Genomic DNA, 14,999 nt, shown 5'->3' with positions numbered 1-14,999 from the left:
CACGACGGCCACCGGGCCGTCGCCTGGTCATCGCCGTCGTTGACATGTGACCTTTTGGTCACCTATTCTGTTGGCGTGAACGACGACGACCGGGTGTTCAAGGCGCTCGCTGATCCGACCCGCCGGGCACTGCTCGACCGTCTGTTCGTCCGTGACGGCCAGACCCTGACCGAGCTGGAGTCCGAACTGGAGATGACCCGCTTCGGGGTGATGAAGCACCTGCGGGTCCTCGAGGAGGCGAATCTTGTCGTCACCCGGCGGCAGGGGCGGGAGAAGCTGCATTTCCTCAACCCGGTGCCGATCCGCTCGATCCACGACAGGTGGATCGACAAGTACACCGAGGGTCCGGCCGCCGCACTGCTCGAACTGAGGAACACCCTCGAAGACGACCAACCGGAGGAGAAGCGATGACCGGCACGGCGACGACAACCGCGACCACCAAGGTCTACCGGGTCTACATCAGGTCCACCCCGGAGGCGATCTGGGACGCGATCACCAAACCCGAGTGGACCCGGAAGTACGGCTACCAGGTCCTCGCCGACTACGACCTGCGGCCGGGCGGCAGATACCGGGCCGTCGCCCCGGAGGAGCTGCGGCAGGCCGGAATGGTGGAGGTGCCGATCGAGGGCGAGGTGATCGAGCTCGACCCGCCGCACCGACTGGTGCAGACCTGGCGGGCCACCTGGTACGACGAGCCGGCCAGCCGGCTGACGTACGAGATCAGCCAGCAGCGCGGCGAGGTCTGCTCGCTGACCGTGATCCACGAGCTGACCGGGGCACCGCAGACCCTGGCACAGGTCAACGGCGAGCTCGAAGGCGCCGGTGGTGGCTGGGCCGAGGTGCTCAGCGACCTGAAGAGCCTGCTGGAGACCGGCAGCTCGCTGTACGCCTGACAACCCGACGAGTTCGGAGAGGATCACCGCAGATGCCCCGAGCAACCGTCCTGGCCCGTCGCCTGACCCTGACCGCCGCGCTGGGCGCCACGCTGACCACCGCCGCACCCCCGCCCGGCACCGCCGCCGCCTCGACAACCCCGGAACCGGGTCGACGGACCGTCACCGGCGCCATCAACGGCGCCGACTACCGGGTCGAACTGCCCGCACACTGGAACGGCACCCTCGTGCTGTACAGCCACGGCTACCTGCCGGAGGGCTTCCCGCCGTTCGGCACCGCGCTGACCAACCGACCGCCGGACCGGTCCGAGACCGAGGTCTGGCTGCTCGACCACGGGTACGCGTTGGCCGCCTCGCAGTTCGCCGAGGATGGTCTCGGCTACGCGGTCGAACGTGGTCTGCGCGACCAGATCGCCCTGCTCGACTGGTTCGAGTCGAACGTCGGCCGGCCCCGCCGTACGATCGCGACCGGCCAGTCGATGGGCGCGTCCATCGCCACCCTGCTCGCCGAGCGCAACCCGCACCGCTTCGCCGGAGTGGCGACGCTCTGCGGCGAGTACGACCCGCACGGCGGCCTCAACGCCGGTCTGGACGTACTCTTCGCGATCCGGACGCTGCTCGCCCCGGACGCGGGCATCGACCTGGTCCGCCCCACCGATCCGGCCGCCAGCGGCGCCGCCCTCGGCGCGGCGGTCGACGAGGCGCTCGGCACCCCCGAGGGACGGGCCCGAATCGCCCTGGCCGCCGCCCTGAACAACGTGACCGGCTGGTACTCGGCACACGAGCCCCGGCCGACCGACCCGCTGGTCCGGGTCCAGAACCAGGCGGAGTGGCTCAAGTACGCGTACACCCTGGGGTCCGGTCCGCCGGCGCGGACGAACCTGGAGCGTCGGGCGGGCGGCAACCCGTCCTCGAACGTCGGCGTCGACTACCGTCGCCAGCTCAGCCGGTCCGCGCAGACCGAGCAGGTCGAACGGGCGTACCAGGTGGCCGGCCTGGACCTGCGCGCCGACCTGTCCCGCCTGGCGGCCGCACCCCGGATCGCCGCCGACCCGGCCGCGGTCGGGTACATGTACCGGTACGGCGTCCCGACCGGACGCACCCCGGTCCCGGTGGTCTCGATGCACACCACCGGCGACGGCGGCGCCCCACCGGACCAGGAGCGCTGGTACGCCGACCAGGTACGCCGGGCCGGTGACCCCGGCCGGCTGCGCCAACTCCACGTCGCGCGGGGCGGGCACTGCTCGTTCAGCGCCGCCGAGGAGATCGTCCTGCTCCGTACGCTGTTCGCCCGTCTCGACACCGGCCGCTGGCCGGACACCTCGGCGCGGCGGCTGAACGACCAGGCCAACGCGCTGGGCGCCGGATACCAGCTCGTCCTGGACCTCGGACGCACCTTCCAGGACGCGCCGATGCCGCCGGCGTTCACCAGCTTCACTCCGCCGACGGCACTACGACCGTCGCGATAACCGGCGCCGGCGAACCCGCACCACCATCACCGAGCCGCCGCGACCAGGGCCCGGTGGGCACCGGGGCGGTGACCTGTCACTCAGGTCGCCGCCCCGGCCGTTCGTTCCACCTCGGCGAGCATCAACCGCAGTGACAGGCTGTGCCGGTGCGCCGGCAGGCGTTCCATCGCCCGCCGGGCGTAGCCGAGCCCGCCGGCCGCGTCCCCGGCGGCGGCCATCATCAGGCCCCGGTGCAGCTCGATGTGGGTGGCGAAGCGGGGCAGACTGTCCGGCCTGGTCCGGTCGGCGGCCTCCTGCGCGGCCAGCGCCCCGCCGTGGCCGAGCCGGGACAGCAGCATCGACTCGAAGGTGTGGAACCGCCATTCCGGCACGGCGAAGTCGGAGATCTGCTCGTCGCTGCCGACCGCGTCGAAGACCCGACGGGCGTCGTCCATGGTGGACCTTGCGGTGGCGGAGTCGCCCCGGCACGCGGCGACGTGGGCCTGCGCGGTCAGCGCGTTGAGTCGCCCCAGCGTCGGCCGGTCGGAGAGCACGACCGCCTGCCCGGCGAGCCGGGCCGCGACCGGCAGGTGCGTCCCCTCGTACGCCAGCGCGAGGGCGGCCCGGCCGCGTACCCAGACCCGGGTGGCCAGGTCACCGGAGCGGTCGGCGGCGAGTGCCGCCATCTCGTACGACCGGATGGCGCCCCGGTTGCCGTCGGTGTTGGGCAGGGTCTTGCCGTGCACGGTCATCAGTCGGGCGGCCACCGCCCACAGGTGCGGGTCGTCCAGCTCCTGTTGCAGTACGACCAGGTCGGTGGCGAGCCGGCCCTGCAGTTCGGCCGCACCGAGCGACATGTAGTCCTGGCCGTACGCCTCGGCCCGGGCAACCCAGTCGTCGACGCCGCGCCGTGGACCCATCGCGGCGGCGAAGCCGTGCTGGACCAGCTCGGCGACGGCGGAGGGGACCACGACGGCCGCGGCGAGCACGAGGGCGTTCCTGCGCTGCACGCTGTCTCCCAACACCCGCTCGTAGGCCAGCACAAGATCCGGGGTGGCCGGCCGTTTACCCAGCTCGACATTGCAGAGGTGACTCTTGCTGTAGTTGGTCCTGGCCGCCATCTGGGTGAGGGTGACCTCGGCGTCCGTACGGGCCATCCTCAGCCTTGCCCCGACGTGATCCATCGTCTACCGCCCGTGCGCTCCGGAAAACACCTGAAAACCGCGCCTACTATCGGTAGTGCCTTGGTTACGGGAATGTGGGGATGTGGATCGCTTCCGCTCGATGTGGTGCCGGTCAATGTTCTACCGCGTTCCGGTGGCGGAACGTAAGTGGACAGTCACCGGAAATCCGCGCCGGGCGGTCAGCACCCCAGCTGGCGGGCACGATGTGCCACGACGTCCTCGGGCCTTCGACGTCGGGGTGTCATCGTGTCCGCCGCCCCTCGGGGCGCACCCCCCGACGCCCTTCCCCCGGGTCGGGTCGCGTCCCACCGGGTGCGGCGGCCGTGCCGGCGGCCGTCGCACCCCCTCCACCCTCCAGTCCGGACACTCGGCCCGAGCGGACCGGTCCCGTGCACCGGGCTCCCCGGTCCGGTCCACCCACCAGGTCAGATTCGCCTGCTCGGCGGTCCGACGTTCACCACGGGTCACGAACGGTCCAGCCGCCTGCTGGTCCAGCCTCGCCGACCTGGTCACGCCCGGTCCGATCCGTCCGCTGGTCCAGCGTCTCCGATCCGGTGACAGCCGGTCCGGTCCGACCGCTGGTCCAGCCTCGCCGACCCGGTGACAGCCGGTCCGGTCCGACCGCTGGTCCAGCCTCGCTGACCCGGTGACGACCGGTCCGTCCGCTGGTCCAGCGTCGCCGACCAGGTCAGGACCGGCCGGGCGGCCGGCGGCCGGGAGTCCGGCGCCGGCCGGACGGGCCGACCGGCCCAACCCGGCCGGGCCGGCTACCGCCGGGTCACGCGGCTGGGACGGATGTGATAGACATCGACATCCGTGCCACGGCCGACATCGGCGGGAGCGGTCGCCCGGCCCCTGCGCGACGGGGCGGAACGGAGAGTGGCGGATGAGCGACACCACGCTGTGCCTGCCGTGCACGCTCGCACTGCGTCCGCCGACGACCGAGACGCCGCACGGCTGCCCCGGGCAGTTGCAGATGGTCTCCGGCACCGGTCAGGTCAGCGTGCTGCGCTGCGGATGCCCGGTGTGCTGGCCGGAACGCTCCGCCGACGGGTCAGTCGACGGATCGGGCCAGCCCCTCGACGACCTCGGCGCCGGGTAGCAGGGACAGGGCGGAGCCGGGCAGCACGATCTTGCTGTGGCGGACCCCGGAACCGATCACCACGTACGGCATGGTGACCACCCGCGAGTCGACCAGGATCGGCCAGGTCTCCGGCAGCCCGACCGGGGTGATGCCGCCGTACTCCATGCCGGTCAGGTCCACCGCCTCGGCCATCGGCGCGAAACTCGCCTTGCGGACGTCGAGATGCCGGCGTACCACGCCGTTCACGTCGGCCCGGGTGGTGGCGAGCACCACGCAGGCGGCGTACCGGACGGTTCCCTCCCGCTTGCCGGCCACGACCACGCAGTTGGCCGAGACGTCGAGCCCGACGTCGTACGCCGCGCAGAAGGCGGCGGTGTCGGCGAGGGTCGCGTCGATCGGAGCGACCAGCACCTGGTCGACCGGTACCGACGCGTCGGCGGGCCAGCGGTCGAGGGCGGCGGTCACCGGCGCGGCGAGCAGGTCGGCGCGCCCCGCGGCCGGTTCCGTCTTCAGCGTTCCCAGCACGTCCGCCATCCTCGCACCGGCCCGCCCGTCGAACCCAGCCGGGCGCCTCGACCAGCCGCATCCGGTGGGGCGGGTCGGCCGGGTGGGTTCAGCTGCCGGCGAGGAAGGCGTTGTCCGGCACCAGGGTCCGGGCCATCAGCCGATCCCGCTCCGGAGCCTGCTCGGCACGGACCCGCCGCAGCTCGACGTCCTCCAGGGCGTGCCGGACGGCGACCCGGATCACGCCGTACAGGAAGACAAAACCACAGACGTACAGGACCGCCGCTATCGCCAGAAAGACCATGTCAGCAGGGTAGGCCGCGACCAATCCGGAAAAAGTCTCATATCTGGTTCCGTCGCCCGGTCGGGTACCCCGCCCGTGCGGACGGCCGCGGCGCCGCACGCCACGTCACCCGCCGTCGGCCGGCTTCGCCGACCGTCCCGCGCGGCACGTCCTAACCGCGTCCGTCCCGGCCGGTCGGTGCCGGGACCGCAGGCCGGCGACCAGGACCACCGCGACCACCAGAGCCGCCGCCAGGGCGGGCGCGCCCAACGGCGCGACCCGCAGCAGGAGCGCGTCCAGGACGGCACCGCCGAGCAACGCCCCCAGCCGGGCGACGCCGCCCGCCCCGGCGGCGAACCGGTGCGGATCGCCGACAACGGTCCGGACCACCCCGGTCAGCGTTCCGGTCAGGTACGTCGTCGAGGCTCCCCGGATTCCGGAACTGATCGTCAGCACACTCTGGATACCGGTCGCCGTCGAGGCGGCACCGAGCAGCAGCAGGGCGCCGACGTGGCCGGGCCGGGCTCCGGCGGCGAGCCAACCGACCGCCACCGCGCTGAGCAGCACCGCCTCCACGGCCGCCAGCCGGGTGCTCCGACGACGCCACCCGCTCCGTACGCCCCGCAGCGGTACGGTGCCCACCGCCACGCCCAGCGTGTAGCCGCCGATCGCGGTTGTCGTGTGTACCAGCAGCGAGCGGTCCACCGTGACCAGCGCCTGACCGACCTGCACCAGGTTGCCGGTGATCACGCTGGCGAACGGACCGCCGAGCCGGGTCACACAGATGACGTCCAGGCAACCCGCCGCGGTGGCCAGCACCGCGAGCAGGCGTACCACCAGGCGGTCCGGCAACGTGTCGTCCGGGACCGACCCGTCGGCGCGGCCCGCTGGAGACGTTCCGCTGTCAGCCACGTCGTACGCCGGCCCTTCTGGCCGGAACCGGCCCCGGCGACCGGCAGCGTCGTACCCGGATCCGGCGGGTTCACACGGTCCGTCCGGTCTGTCCCGGCGGCCGGGACGTGCCGCCCTCCCGTTCCCGCAGCACGGCGGCGAAGACCTGGGCGAGTTCCGACGCGTCCTCGCCGGCGTGGTGGGTGTGCGGCAACCCGGTCAGGCCCAACGCGTTCTTGATCTTTCCCTTGTGCGTCTTCGACCACTCGACACCGGTCAACCCCATCCAGTACGAACGCAGGTCCACCCCCGAGCCGGTCGCCCCGAACGGGCTGTGGCCGACGAACCGGACGAAGTACCAGTGCACGAACATGCCGTCCCAGACCGCCGGGGCGGCCAGGAAAACCGGCCGGCCGACCTCGCGCAGCCGGTTCACCCAGTTCGCCGCCGCGGACATCGCCGCCTCGGCGGGCGGTGCCTCCCGGAGCAGCCGGTCCCGGTCCAGCCCGGAGACGGCGAGCGCGGCCGGCACGAACTCGTCGGAGATCGGCCGCAGCTCGGTGTAGAAGGTCAACTCGGGACGGCCGGCCACCGCCATGCCGAGCGACAGCATGCTGTACGGCCCGGGGATCGGTCCGTCCGCCTCGACGTCGACCGCGACGTACAACTCAGGAAGATCAGCCACGTCGACCAGCTTGCGGTGCGAGGCGGCCCCGGTCCACCCGGTTCCCGCCGCTGCCGGGCGGATTCCGTGGCCGCCGGCCGCCGCCCGGCACACCCGGGCGCGGACAACGACCTCAACATTGGTTCAGGTAGCTGGGTAGGCTGGGTCGATGCCCGAACTTCCGTACACCCTCACCGTCGGCCAGGTCGCCCAACGCAGCGGGGTGGCCGTGTCGGCGCTGCACTTCTACGAGGCCAAGGGCCTGATCACCAGCACACGCACCAGCGGGAACCAGCGCCGCTACAGCCGGGACATCCTGCGCCGGGTGGCGTTCATCCGGTTCGCCCAGCGGGTCGGGGTGCCGCTGGCCGAGATCCGCTCCGCCCTGGCCAGCCTGCCCGATCAGCGCACCCCGAACCGGGAGGACTGGGCCCGACTGTCATCGAACTGGCGCAGCCAACTCGACGACCGGATCACCGCCCTGCAACGACTCCGGGACAACCTCTCCGACTGCATCGGCTGCGGCTGCCTCTCGCTGGGCCACTGCATGCTCTCCAACCCCGACGACATGCTGGCGGCCTCCGGCCCCGGGCCACGTCGGCTGCTCGCCGGACTGCCGACCATCGACGGCGAGCCGGCGGAAGCCTGACCCCGACCAGGCCGCAGCAAGGCGGACGGTAGGCCGGGCCGGGCAGGTGGGCCGGTGTCCGGACAACGAGGCGGACAACAGGATGGGCCGGCGGCCGGGGAGGCGGACATGCGGGCCGGACGGAACCGATCGGAGGCATAACCGGTCGTCGGCCGGGTAGGCAGCGCCGACCAGAGCTCCGGGAGGGTGAACATGGGCTACCCGAGTACGGCCGGTGACCGTGGCCGAGACGCGTGGCGGAGGAGCACGCAAGCCAGCGGCGCCGCTCGATGAAACCGTCCGGGTTGCGGCTGCCCGGCGTACACCTCGCCGCGGCGCTGCCCCCCAGCGCGGTGCCGAGCCTGGTCGCCAACGTCTCCCGTACCGCCGAAGGCGTGGTGTCCCGGGCGGCGCGGGCCGCCGGGCTGACCCGCCGTGGCGTGTGGTCCCGGCCCGGGCGCCACCACATCGAGGTGCACGGCGTCGCCCAACCGGGCGCCGAGCGGCTGGTCGCCCGACTCGAGGCGGCGCTGCAGGACCTGCCGGGGGTGCGCTGGGCCCGGGTCAACGCACCGTCCGGCCGGGTGGTGGTGGCGGTCGGTCCGCCGGAACCCCGGCTACGGGACCTGGTCACGACCATCGCGGCCGTCGAACGCAGCGACGGGTCGGCGCTCGACCCCGACTGCCCGGAACCGCACCCGCCCGAGGAGGGGCCGCGCAGCCGGCGCGCGGTGACCAGGATCGCCGCGGACGCGGCCGGCCTCGGCCTGTCGGCGGCGGTCCGGATCATGCCGTTCACCCGGGCGCCGGCGGAACTCGCCGGCCTGGTCCGGGCGATCGACCTGCATCCGAGACTGCGTTCACTCGCGTCCCGGGGACTGCGCGGCGACCACCGGGCCGAGTCGTGGCTGCCGCTCGCCACCGTGCTCGCCCAGGGACTGACCGGCGGCTGGGCCGGCATCGTCCTCGACGGCGCGCAGCGGATCGTCCAGTGGGGCGAGGCACGGGCCCAACTCGCCGCCTGGGAGAAGGCCGAGCCACTGCTCTCCGGAAGCCCCGAACGGGCCACCGCACCGCCACCGTCCGACGAACGACCGGTACCGAAGCCGGACGGCCCGATCGAACATTATCTGGCCCGGGTACTGGAGTCGGGCACCGTCGCCGGTGCCGCCGTACTGGGACTGGCCGGCCGTAAACGGGCCGCCGCGCTCGCGCTGTCCAGCATCCCCAGCGCCGCCGTGACCGGCCGGGAGGCGTACGCGGCACGACTCGGCTGGCTGCTCGCCCGACGTGGCGTGATCGCGATGGACCGCAGTGTGCTGCGGGAACTCGAACGCCTGGACACCCTCGTCCTGGACGCCGCCGCGCTCCGCTCCGAGCGGGGAACGCTCACCGACCTGGTCCCGCTCACCGGCCACGATCCGGAGGAGGTGGCGGTCCGGGCCTTCGCCCTGTTCGACCCGGACGCCCCGGCCGGGGTACGAACGGCGGAGGGCTGGAAACTCAGCCCACTCGACAGCCTGCCGCCGCCCGCCGCCGACAACCCCGAGGTCGGAAGGCTGCGTACGGACAGCGACGCGACACTGCTCGGGCTGACCCGCGACGGCACGCTCACCGCCGTGGTCCGGGTGACCCCCGAACCGGCACCGGGCATCGACGCGCTGCCGGCCGCCGCGCGCCGGGCCGGCCTGCGGCTGCTGGTCGCCGGCACCGAGGCCGACCGGGACCGGTACGGCTTCGCCGACGGCCTGCTGCCCGGCGGGCCGGAACTCGCCGCCTCGATCCGGTCGCTGCAAACCGGTCGGACGATGGTGGCACTGGTCTCCGCCGACCCCCGGGCGCTGGCCGCCGCCGACTGCGGCCTCGGGGTGTGGCACCCCGACGAGACGCCCCCGTGGGGGGCACACCTGCTGATCGGCACCGACCTGACGGTCGCCGCGCTGGTGGTCGAGGCCGCCGGCCTGGCCCGTACGGTGGCCCGGCAGAGCATCGCGCTCGCCGCCGGTGGCTCCGGACTCGGCGCCATCGCCGCGTTCACCGCCGCCCCGGCACAGCTGCCCGGCCGGGCGATGATGGCGGTCAACGCCGCCGCCGGCCTGGCCCTCGGACACGGGGTCTGGCGCGCCGGCCGGCTGCCGGACCGACGCACCAGCAACGCCGCGCCGCCGACCCCGTGGCACCTGATGCCGGTCGAGACCGTCCTGACCCGGCTCGACGCCGACCGGGCGGGCCTGACCACCGAGCAGGTCCGCGGCCGCGGCCGCGCCACGGCCGCCGGCGTGCCCGACACCCTGGACCTGCCCCGGGCGTTCGTCGACGAACTGGCGAACCCGCTCACCCCGGTGCTGGCCGGCGGGGCCGCCCTCTCCGCCGCGGTCGGCTCGATAGCGGACGCCGCGCTGGTCGGCGGCGTGATCGGGCTGACCGCGCTGATCGGTGCCGGGCACCGGGTCTCCACCGAACGCTCGCTGGCCGAACTCCTCTCCCGGTCGGCGGTGACCGCCCGGGTCCACCGGGACGGCGTCGAACGGGTGGTGGCCGCCGACGAACTGGTCCCCGGCGACATCGTCGCGGTCGAACCGGGTGACGCGATCGCGGCCGACTGCCGGGTAATCAAGGCGGACGGTCTGGAGACCGACGAGTCCTCCCTGACCGGCGAGTCGCTCCCGGTGTCGAAGACCAGCCATCCGGTGGTGGCCGCCGACGTCGCCGAGCGGCGTTCGATGATCTACGAGGGGACCACGGTGGCGGCCGGGCGCGGACTGGCCGTGGTGGTGGCGACCGGGGCGGAGACCGAGGTCGGCCGGGGCATGGCACTGGCCGGTGAGGAGGCCCCGACCAGCGGGGTGGAGGCCCGGCTCGGCCGGCTCACCAAGATGTCCATACCGCTCGCCGCCAGCTCGGCGGTCGCGGTCGCCGGGGCGGGACTGCTGCGCGGCGTACCGCTGGTCGAGTCGGCCAGCACCGCCGCGAACCTCGCCGTCGCCTCCGTACCGGAGGGGTTGCCGTTCCTGGTCAACGCCGCCCAGCTGGCGGCGGCCCGACGGCTCGCCGAACACGGTGCCCTGGTCCGCAATCCGCGCACCATCGAGGCGCTCGGCCGGGTCGACGTGCTCTGTTTCGACAAGACCGGCACCCTCACCGAGGGGCAGCTGCTGCTCGCCGGGGTCGGCGACGGCGAACGGTACGCCGAACTCGACCAGCTCGACCGGCGACTGCGCCCGGTCCTCGCGGCGGCGGTACGCGCCACCCCGGCGGCCGACCGGCCGGAGGAGGTCAACCAGCAGACCGACCGGGCGGTGCTGACCGGTGCCCGGAAGGCCGGGGTCGGCAGCGGAACCCGGACCCACCCCTGGCACCAGACGCACGCGTTGCCGTTCGAGCCGTCCCGGGGCTACCACGCCACGGTGGGCCAGCACCGGGGTGTGTACCTGCTCAGCGTGAAGGGTGCCCCGGAGACGATCCTGCCGCGCTGTACCCGGCGTCACGGCCCGCACGGCGACCAGCCGCTGGACGAGGCGGGTTGCCGGGAGCTGCGGGAGACCCTGGACCGGCATGCCGGAGCCGGCCAGCGGGTGCTGGCGGTCGCCGAGCGGCAGCTGCCCGGCGAGACCCTCGCCGAGGAGGACGTGGCGGACCTGACCTTCGTCGGCTTCCTCACCCTGGCCGACGGGATACGGAAGAGCGCGGCGCCGGCGGTGCGCCGGATCCGGCAGGCCGGGGTGCACACCATCATGATCACCGGCGACCATCCGGCGACCGCCGAGGCGATCGCCGCGACCATCAGCCCGGACGGCGGCGAACAGCGGGTCGTCACCGCGACCGAACTGGACCGACTCGACGACGACGCCCTCGCCGAACGGCTGGCCAGAACGGACGTGGTCGCCCGGTGTACGCCGACACACAAGGTCCGGATCATCCGGGCGCTGCAGAAGTGCGGCCGTACCGTGGCGATGACCGGTGACGGCGCCAACGACGCACCGGCGATCCGGCTCGCCGACGTCGGGATCGCGCTCGGTCAGCGGGGCACCCCGGCGGCCCGCGCCGCCGCCGACCTGGTCGTCACCGACGACCGGCTGGAGACCATCATCGCGACCCTGGTCGAGGGGCGGGCGATGTGGTCGTCGGTCCGGCACGCGCTGAGCATCCTGGTCGGCGGCAACCTCGGCGAGATCGCCTTCAGCGTGCTCACCGCCGCGCTGACCGGCCGCTCGGCGCTGAACGGTCGGCAGATGCTGCTGGTCAACCTGCTCACCGACCTGGCGCCGGCGATGGCGATCGCGGTCCGACCGCCCGAGCAGCACCGGATGGACGGGCTGCTGACCGAGGGCCCGGAGACCTCCCTCGGGGCCACCCTCAGTCGGGAGATCGCCCTGCGGGCCGGTACCACCGCGCTCGGCGCCACCACCGGCTGGTCGTTGGCCCGCTACACCGGCAGCCGGCGTCGGGCCGGCACCATCGCACTGGCCGCCCTGGTCGGCACCCAGCTCGGCCAGACCCTGGTCGACGGGGGGATGAGCCCCGCCGTGCTGGCCTCGACCGCCGGATCGCTGGCCGCGCTCGCGACCGTGGTCCAGACCCCGGGGCTGAGCCAGTTCTTCGGCTGCACCCCGCTCGGGCCGGTCGGCTGGGGCATCGCCGCCGGCAGCGCGGTCAGTGCCACCCTCGCCAACGCCGCCGTCGGCCGGCTGATCACGCCGTCGCCGGACGGCCGTCCGGCCACCGAGAACCCGGCGAAACCAGCGACAGAGCACCCGGCGGGTCAGCCGGAGGACGCGGAGAAACCAGCGACGGAACCCCCGGCGGGTCAGCCGGCGGCCCCGGACAAACCAGCGACGGAACATCCGGCCGAAGAACGGCGCGGAACCGGGAAACCGGCGGGGCGGAAACGGCCGGCGGACCCGGCGGACCAGTCTGAGGACTGAGCCGCCAGGACAGGATCCGCTCGTTGTACATCACCTTGCGGACGTACGCCCCCGGGTCGCCCGTCGCCGAGATCGGGCGCCATCGCCCGGCGACCTTCACCAGCGCTGCCTGGAGCAGGTCCTCCGCGTCGTAGTGCCGGCCGGTCAGCAGGTAGGCCACCTGGGACAGTCGAGCCAGTCTCGCCTCGACGAACTCCCGGAAGCCGACGTCGTCGTCCACGTTTCCTCCCGCGCCTTCTCCGTTGCCAGGTACATGCCGCGGACGGTCCAGGGGTTGGAACCCGAGTGCCAAAGTCCCGACACACCCGCCAGCCGGAGAAGGTCGACCGGTACGGCTACGCCACAGCAGTGGAGAAAGTTGCACGAGGTGACAGACTCCACAAAGACACTCGCGAATCTGACTGTTTCTATTAATCGCCCTCCCGGATCAGTAAGGTCATCGATGCTTGTCGGTGGCGGGGGTCACCGACCTGGCACAACGGAGGGAGACACATGCGTCGACCTGTCGCAGCCCTGGCCACCGGAATCCTGGTGGCCTCGGTGCTGACACCCACCAACGCACAGGCCCGACCAGCGTCCAACGACGCCGGTACGCCCGACTGGGCGGCGGCTGCGGTCGCCCGGGCCGGTGGGATCTCCACGACGAAGTCGTCCGACACCGCCCGGCGACCGGCCGGGCCCAACCCGTTCCTCGCCCTGCTGCCCGATCCCGGTGCCGCCGACCACGCCGCGTGGCGGGAACACCTGCAGGCGAAGAGCGAACAGCGCGCCACGCGACTGGCGCAGCAGCGGGCGCAGCAACGGGCTGCGCAGGCGGGGCCGCTGCTCGCCGACGAGGACGAGCCGGCCGGGATCCGGGGTGGTAACGACAGCCCGGCCACCGCCCAGCCGATCACCGGCTTCGGCACCGGCAGGAAGGACAACCAGCGCCTCCGGATCCTCGGCACGCTCTCCCCTGAGCAGCTCGAGGCGGAGGAGATCGCACCGACGCCGGAGGACGACGGGGCGATCCCGCTGGCCGGCGAGACCGGCTTCGGCGACACCGCCGACGCGGTCACCGTCTCGGCACAGATCGGCGACGGTCCGCACGGCAGCGCCGGCACCGGCACCGGGGACTTCGACTGGTACGAGCTGACCGGCACCGCCGGTGAGACCGCCACCTTCGACATCAACACCCCGACCGGTGACCTGGACTCGATGCTGATCCTCGCCTCCGCCGACGGCGAGGCGCTGGCGTTCAACGACGACAGCGACGGGCTCGACAGCCAGCTGAGGTACACCTTCACCGAGGACGGCACCTACTACCTGATGGTCTCCGGGTTCCCGGCGCTGCCGGCCGACCCGTTCGATTCGGCCAGTGGGGACGGTGCCGGCAGCGAGGGCCCGTACACGCTGACCATGGACAACGCCGAGCAGGACGTGGACTTCTTCGCCGTACGGCTGCGTGTCGGTGACGTCCTCGGTGCCTCGGTCGCGGGCGAGGCCGCGCAGATCACGGTCTACGACCCGGCGCAGCGTGAGGTGCACGGTTCGGCGCAGGACCTGAGCGGCATCTACCCGCCGACCAGTCCGCTGCCCGGTGGCGGCAACGCGGTCACCGAGCACGTGGCGGACGTGGCGGGCTGGCACTACGTCGGGGTGAGCGCCGGCAGTGGCACGTACGACATCACGGTCGAGGCGTACCGGCCGGGCCTGGAGGGGCAGCGGCCGCGACAGACGCTCTTCCTCGACTTCGACGGTCAGCGGCTGAACACCGCGATCTTCGGCGGTGCCGGGGTCCGTACGCTGAGCCCGCTGCGGGCCTTCCTCGGCCGGTGGGGTCTGACCAACGCCGACGAGAACGCGCTGATCGACTCGATCATCGAGACGGTGCGGGAGAACCTGCACCACGACATGGTCGCCAGCGGCCTCAACCCGAAGTTCGACCTGCGGATCCTGAACAGTCGGGATCACGCCGACCCGTTCGGCGAGCCGAACGTCAGCCGGATCATCGTCGGCGGCACGATCGAGGAGTCGGGGATCCCCACCATCGGTATCGCCCAGTACATCGACCCGGGCAACTTCGGCACGGAGGACTCCGCGCTGGTGCTGCTCGACGTGCTGAGCGACCCGGCCGGCGAGGAGACGTCGCTGAACACGTACGTGACCGAAGCGAGTGACCGGGTGGGCTTCATCGGGCAGGCGGTCGGCAACGTCACCGCCCACGAGGCGGGTCACTTCCTCGGTGACTGGCACGTGGACCAGTTCAACGACCAGCCCAACGTGATGGACCAGGGCGGCAACTTCCCGGTCATGTTCGGCGTCGGCCCGGACGGCGTCGGCGGCACCGCCGACGACATCGACGTCGACTTCGGCGAGGACGTGTTCAACCCGGGTGAGGGTTTCACCGGCATCGAGGACACCCTCAGCCGGATCGCGCTCACCGTGACCCGCTGAGTGCCGGTCGTCTGAGTCAACGGCCGGACGTCCGGCCCTGACCCGAGTGCCCGGGTCTC

The 14,999-nt window shown here is 72.9% G+C and carries 12 protein-coding genes and 1 pseudogene; 7 read left to right on the top strand and 6 right to left on the bottom strand.

Translation table 11 applies throughout. The annotated features are described in order from the left end of the window. Window positions 1-75: 75 nt before the first annotated feature. From V1633_RS08410 to V1633_RS08400, 3 genes are read left to right on the top strand one after another with little or no spacing between them, the layout of a single operon-like run. Window positions 76-411 (top strand): ArsR/SmtB family transcription factor, encoded by a 336-nt coding sequence (locus tag V1633_RS08410; protein ID WP_331213615.1) that lies wholly within the window; start codon window positions 76-78, stop codon window positions 409-411. Beyond that, complete coding sequence (locus V1633_RS08405; RefSeq protein ID WP_331213614.1) at window positions 408-893, top strand: SRPBCC family protein; 486 nt, start codon at window positions 408-410, stop codon at window positions 891-893. The genes V1633_RS08410 and V1633_RS08405 overlap by 4 nt, the downstream gene beginning before the upstream one ends. A gap of 32 nt (window positions 894-925) precedes the next feature. Further along, window positions 926-2,362 carry an alpha/beta hydrolase-fold protein gene (locus tag V1633_RS08400; protein ID WP_331213613.1) on the top strand — a complete coding sequence of 479 codons (1,437 nt, stop codon included), beginning with the start codon at window positions 926-928 and terminating at the stop codon, window positions 2,360-2,362. Between the two features lie 80 nt (window positions 2,363-2,442). On the opposite strand, the gene V1633_RS08395 is transcribed toward V1633_RS08400, so the two are convergent. Next, complete coding sequence (locus V1633_RS08395; protein ID WP_331213612.1) at window positions 2,443-3,525, bottom strand: helix-turn-helix domain-containing protein; 1,083 nt, start codon at window positions 3,523-3,525, stop codon at window positions 2,443-2,445. An 886-nt stretch (window positions 3,526-4,411) separates the two neighbouring features. On the opposite strand from V1633_RS08395, the gene V1633_RS08390 reads away from it, so the two are divergent. After that, on the top strand, window positions 4,412-4,627 hold the full coding sequence (locus V1633_RS08390; RefSeq protein WP_331213611.1) for a hypothetical protein: 216 nt from the start codon (window positions 4,412-4,414) through the stop codon (window positions 4,625-4,627). On the opposite strand, the gene V1633_RS08385 is transcribed toward V1633_RS08390, so the two are convergent. The 4 genes from V1633_RS08385 to V1633_RS08370 all read right to left on the bottom strand — a co-directional run bounded on the left by V1633_RS08385 (window position 4,580) and on the right by V1633_RS08370 (window position 6,972). Continuing rightward, a complete protein-coding gene (locus V1633_RS08385; protein ID WP_331213817.1) occupies window positions 4,580-5,131 on the bottom strand; it encodes a YbaK/EbsC family protein in 552 nt (183 codons plus the stop codon). The genes V1633_RS08390 and V1633_RS08385 overlap by 48 nt on opposite strands. A gap of 91 nt (window positions 5,132-5,222) precedes the next feature. Then, on the bottom strand, window positions 5,223-5,417 hold the full coding sequence (locus V1633_RS08380; RefSeq protein WP_331213610.1) for a hypothetical protein: 195 nt from the start codon (window positions 5,415-5,417) through the stop codon (window positions 5,223-5,225). A 105-nt stretch (window positions 5,418-5,522) separates the two neighbouring features. Then, a complete protein-coding gene (locus V1633_RS08375) occupies window positions 5,523-6,248 on the bottom strand; it encodes a YoaK family protein (protein ID WP_331213609.1) in 726 nt (241 codons plus the stop codon). 130 nt (window positions 6,249-6,378) lie between these two features. Further along, window positions 6,379-6,972: an exonuclease gene (locus V1633_RS08370; protein ID WP_331213608.1), complete on the bottom strand. Its 594-nt coding sequence runs from the start codon at window positions 6,970-6,972 to the stop codon at window positions 6,379-6,381. 148 nt (window positions 6,973-7,120) lie between these two features. Between V1633_RS08370 and soxR the strand changes: the two genes are divergently transcribed. Continuing rightward, a complete protein-coding gene (soxR, locus tag V1633_RS08365) occupies window positions 7,121-7,600 on the top strand; it encodes a redox-sensitive transcriptional activator SoxR (protein WP_331213607.1) in 480 nt (159 codons plus the stop codon). A gap of 269 nt (window positions 7,601-7,869) precedes the next feature. Then, on the top strand, window positions 7,870-12,504 hold the full coding sequence (locus V1633_RS08360) for a cation-translocating P-type ATPase (RefSeq protein ID WP_331213606.1): 4,635 nt from the start codon (window positions 7,870-7,872) through the stop codon (window positions 12,502-12,504). Window positions 12,505-12,529: 25 nt separating this feature from the next. Here the strand turns inward: V1633_RS08360 and V1633_RS08355 are convergent. Then, window positions 12,530-12,724: pseudogene (locus V1633_RS08355) on the bottom strand (sigma factor); the annotation flags it as partial. A 272-nt stretch (window positions 12,725-12,996) separates the two neighbouring features. Between V1633_RS08355 and V1633_RS08350 the strand changes: the two are divergent. Beyond that, window positions 12,997-14,940: a PPC domain-containing protein gene (locus tag V1633_RS08350; protein ID WP_331213605.1), complete on the top strand. Its 1,944-nt coding sequence runs from the start codon at window positions 12,997-12,999 to the stop codon at window positions 14,938-14,940. Window positions 14,941-14,999 lie beyond the last annotated feature (59 nt).

The sequence above is a fragment of the Plantactinospora sonchi genome, from assembly GCF_036422035.1.
Classification (GTDB): Bacteria; Actinomycetota; Actinomycetes; order Mycobacteriales; family Micromonosporaceae; genus Plantactinospora; species Plantactinospora sonchi.
This window is presented reverse-complemented; position numbering and strand designations above follow the sequence as displayed.

Bases quoted from the DNA above. Each gene is read 5' to 3' on its own strand.
- V1633_RS08395 (WP_331213612.1), bottom strand. From the start codon at position 3,525: ATGGATCACGTCGGGGCAAGGCTGAGGATGGCCCGTACGGACGCCGAG.
- V1633_RS08400 (WP_331213613.1), top strand. From the start codon at position 926: ATGCCCCGAGCAACCGTCCTGGCCCGTCGCCTGACCCTGACCGCCGCG.
- V1633_RS08350 (WP_331213605.1), top strand. From the start codon at position 12,997: ATGCGTCGACCTGTCGCAGCCCTGGCCACCGGAATCCTGGTGGCCTCG.
- soxR (WP_331213607.1), top strand. From the start codon at position 7,121: ATGCCCGAACTTCCGTACACCCTCACCGTCGGCCAGGTCGCCCAACGC.
- V1633_RS08390 (WP_331213611.1), top strand. From the start codon at position 4,412: ATGAGCGACACCACGCTGTGCCTGCCGTGCACGCTCGCACTGCGTCCG.
- V1633_RS08380 (WP_331213610.1), bottom strand. From the start codon at position 5,417: ATGGTCTTTCTGGCGATAGCGGCGGTCCTGTACGTCTGTGGTTTTGTC.
- V1633_RS08405 (WP_331213614.1), top strand. From the start codon at position 408: ATGACCGGCACGGCGACGACAACCGCGACCACCAAGGTCTACCGGGTC.
- V1633_RS08360 (WP_331213606.1), top strand. From the start codon at position 7,870: ATGAAACCGTCCGGGTTGCGGCTGCCCGGCGTACACCTCGCCGCGGCG.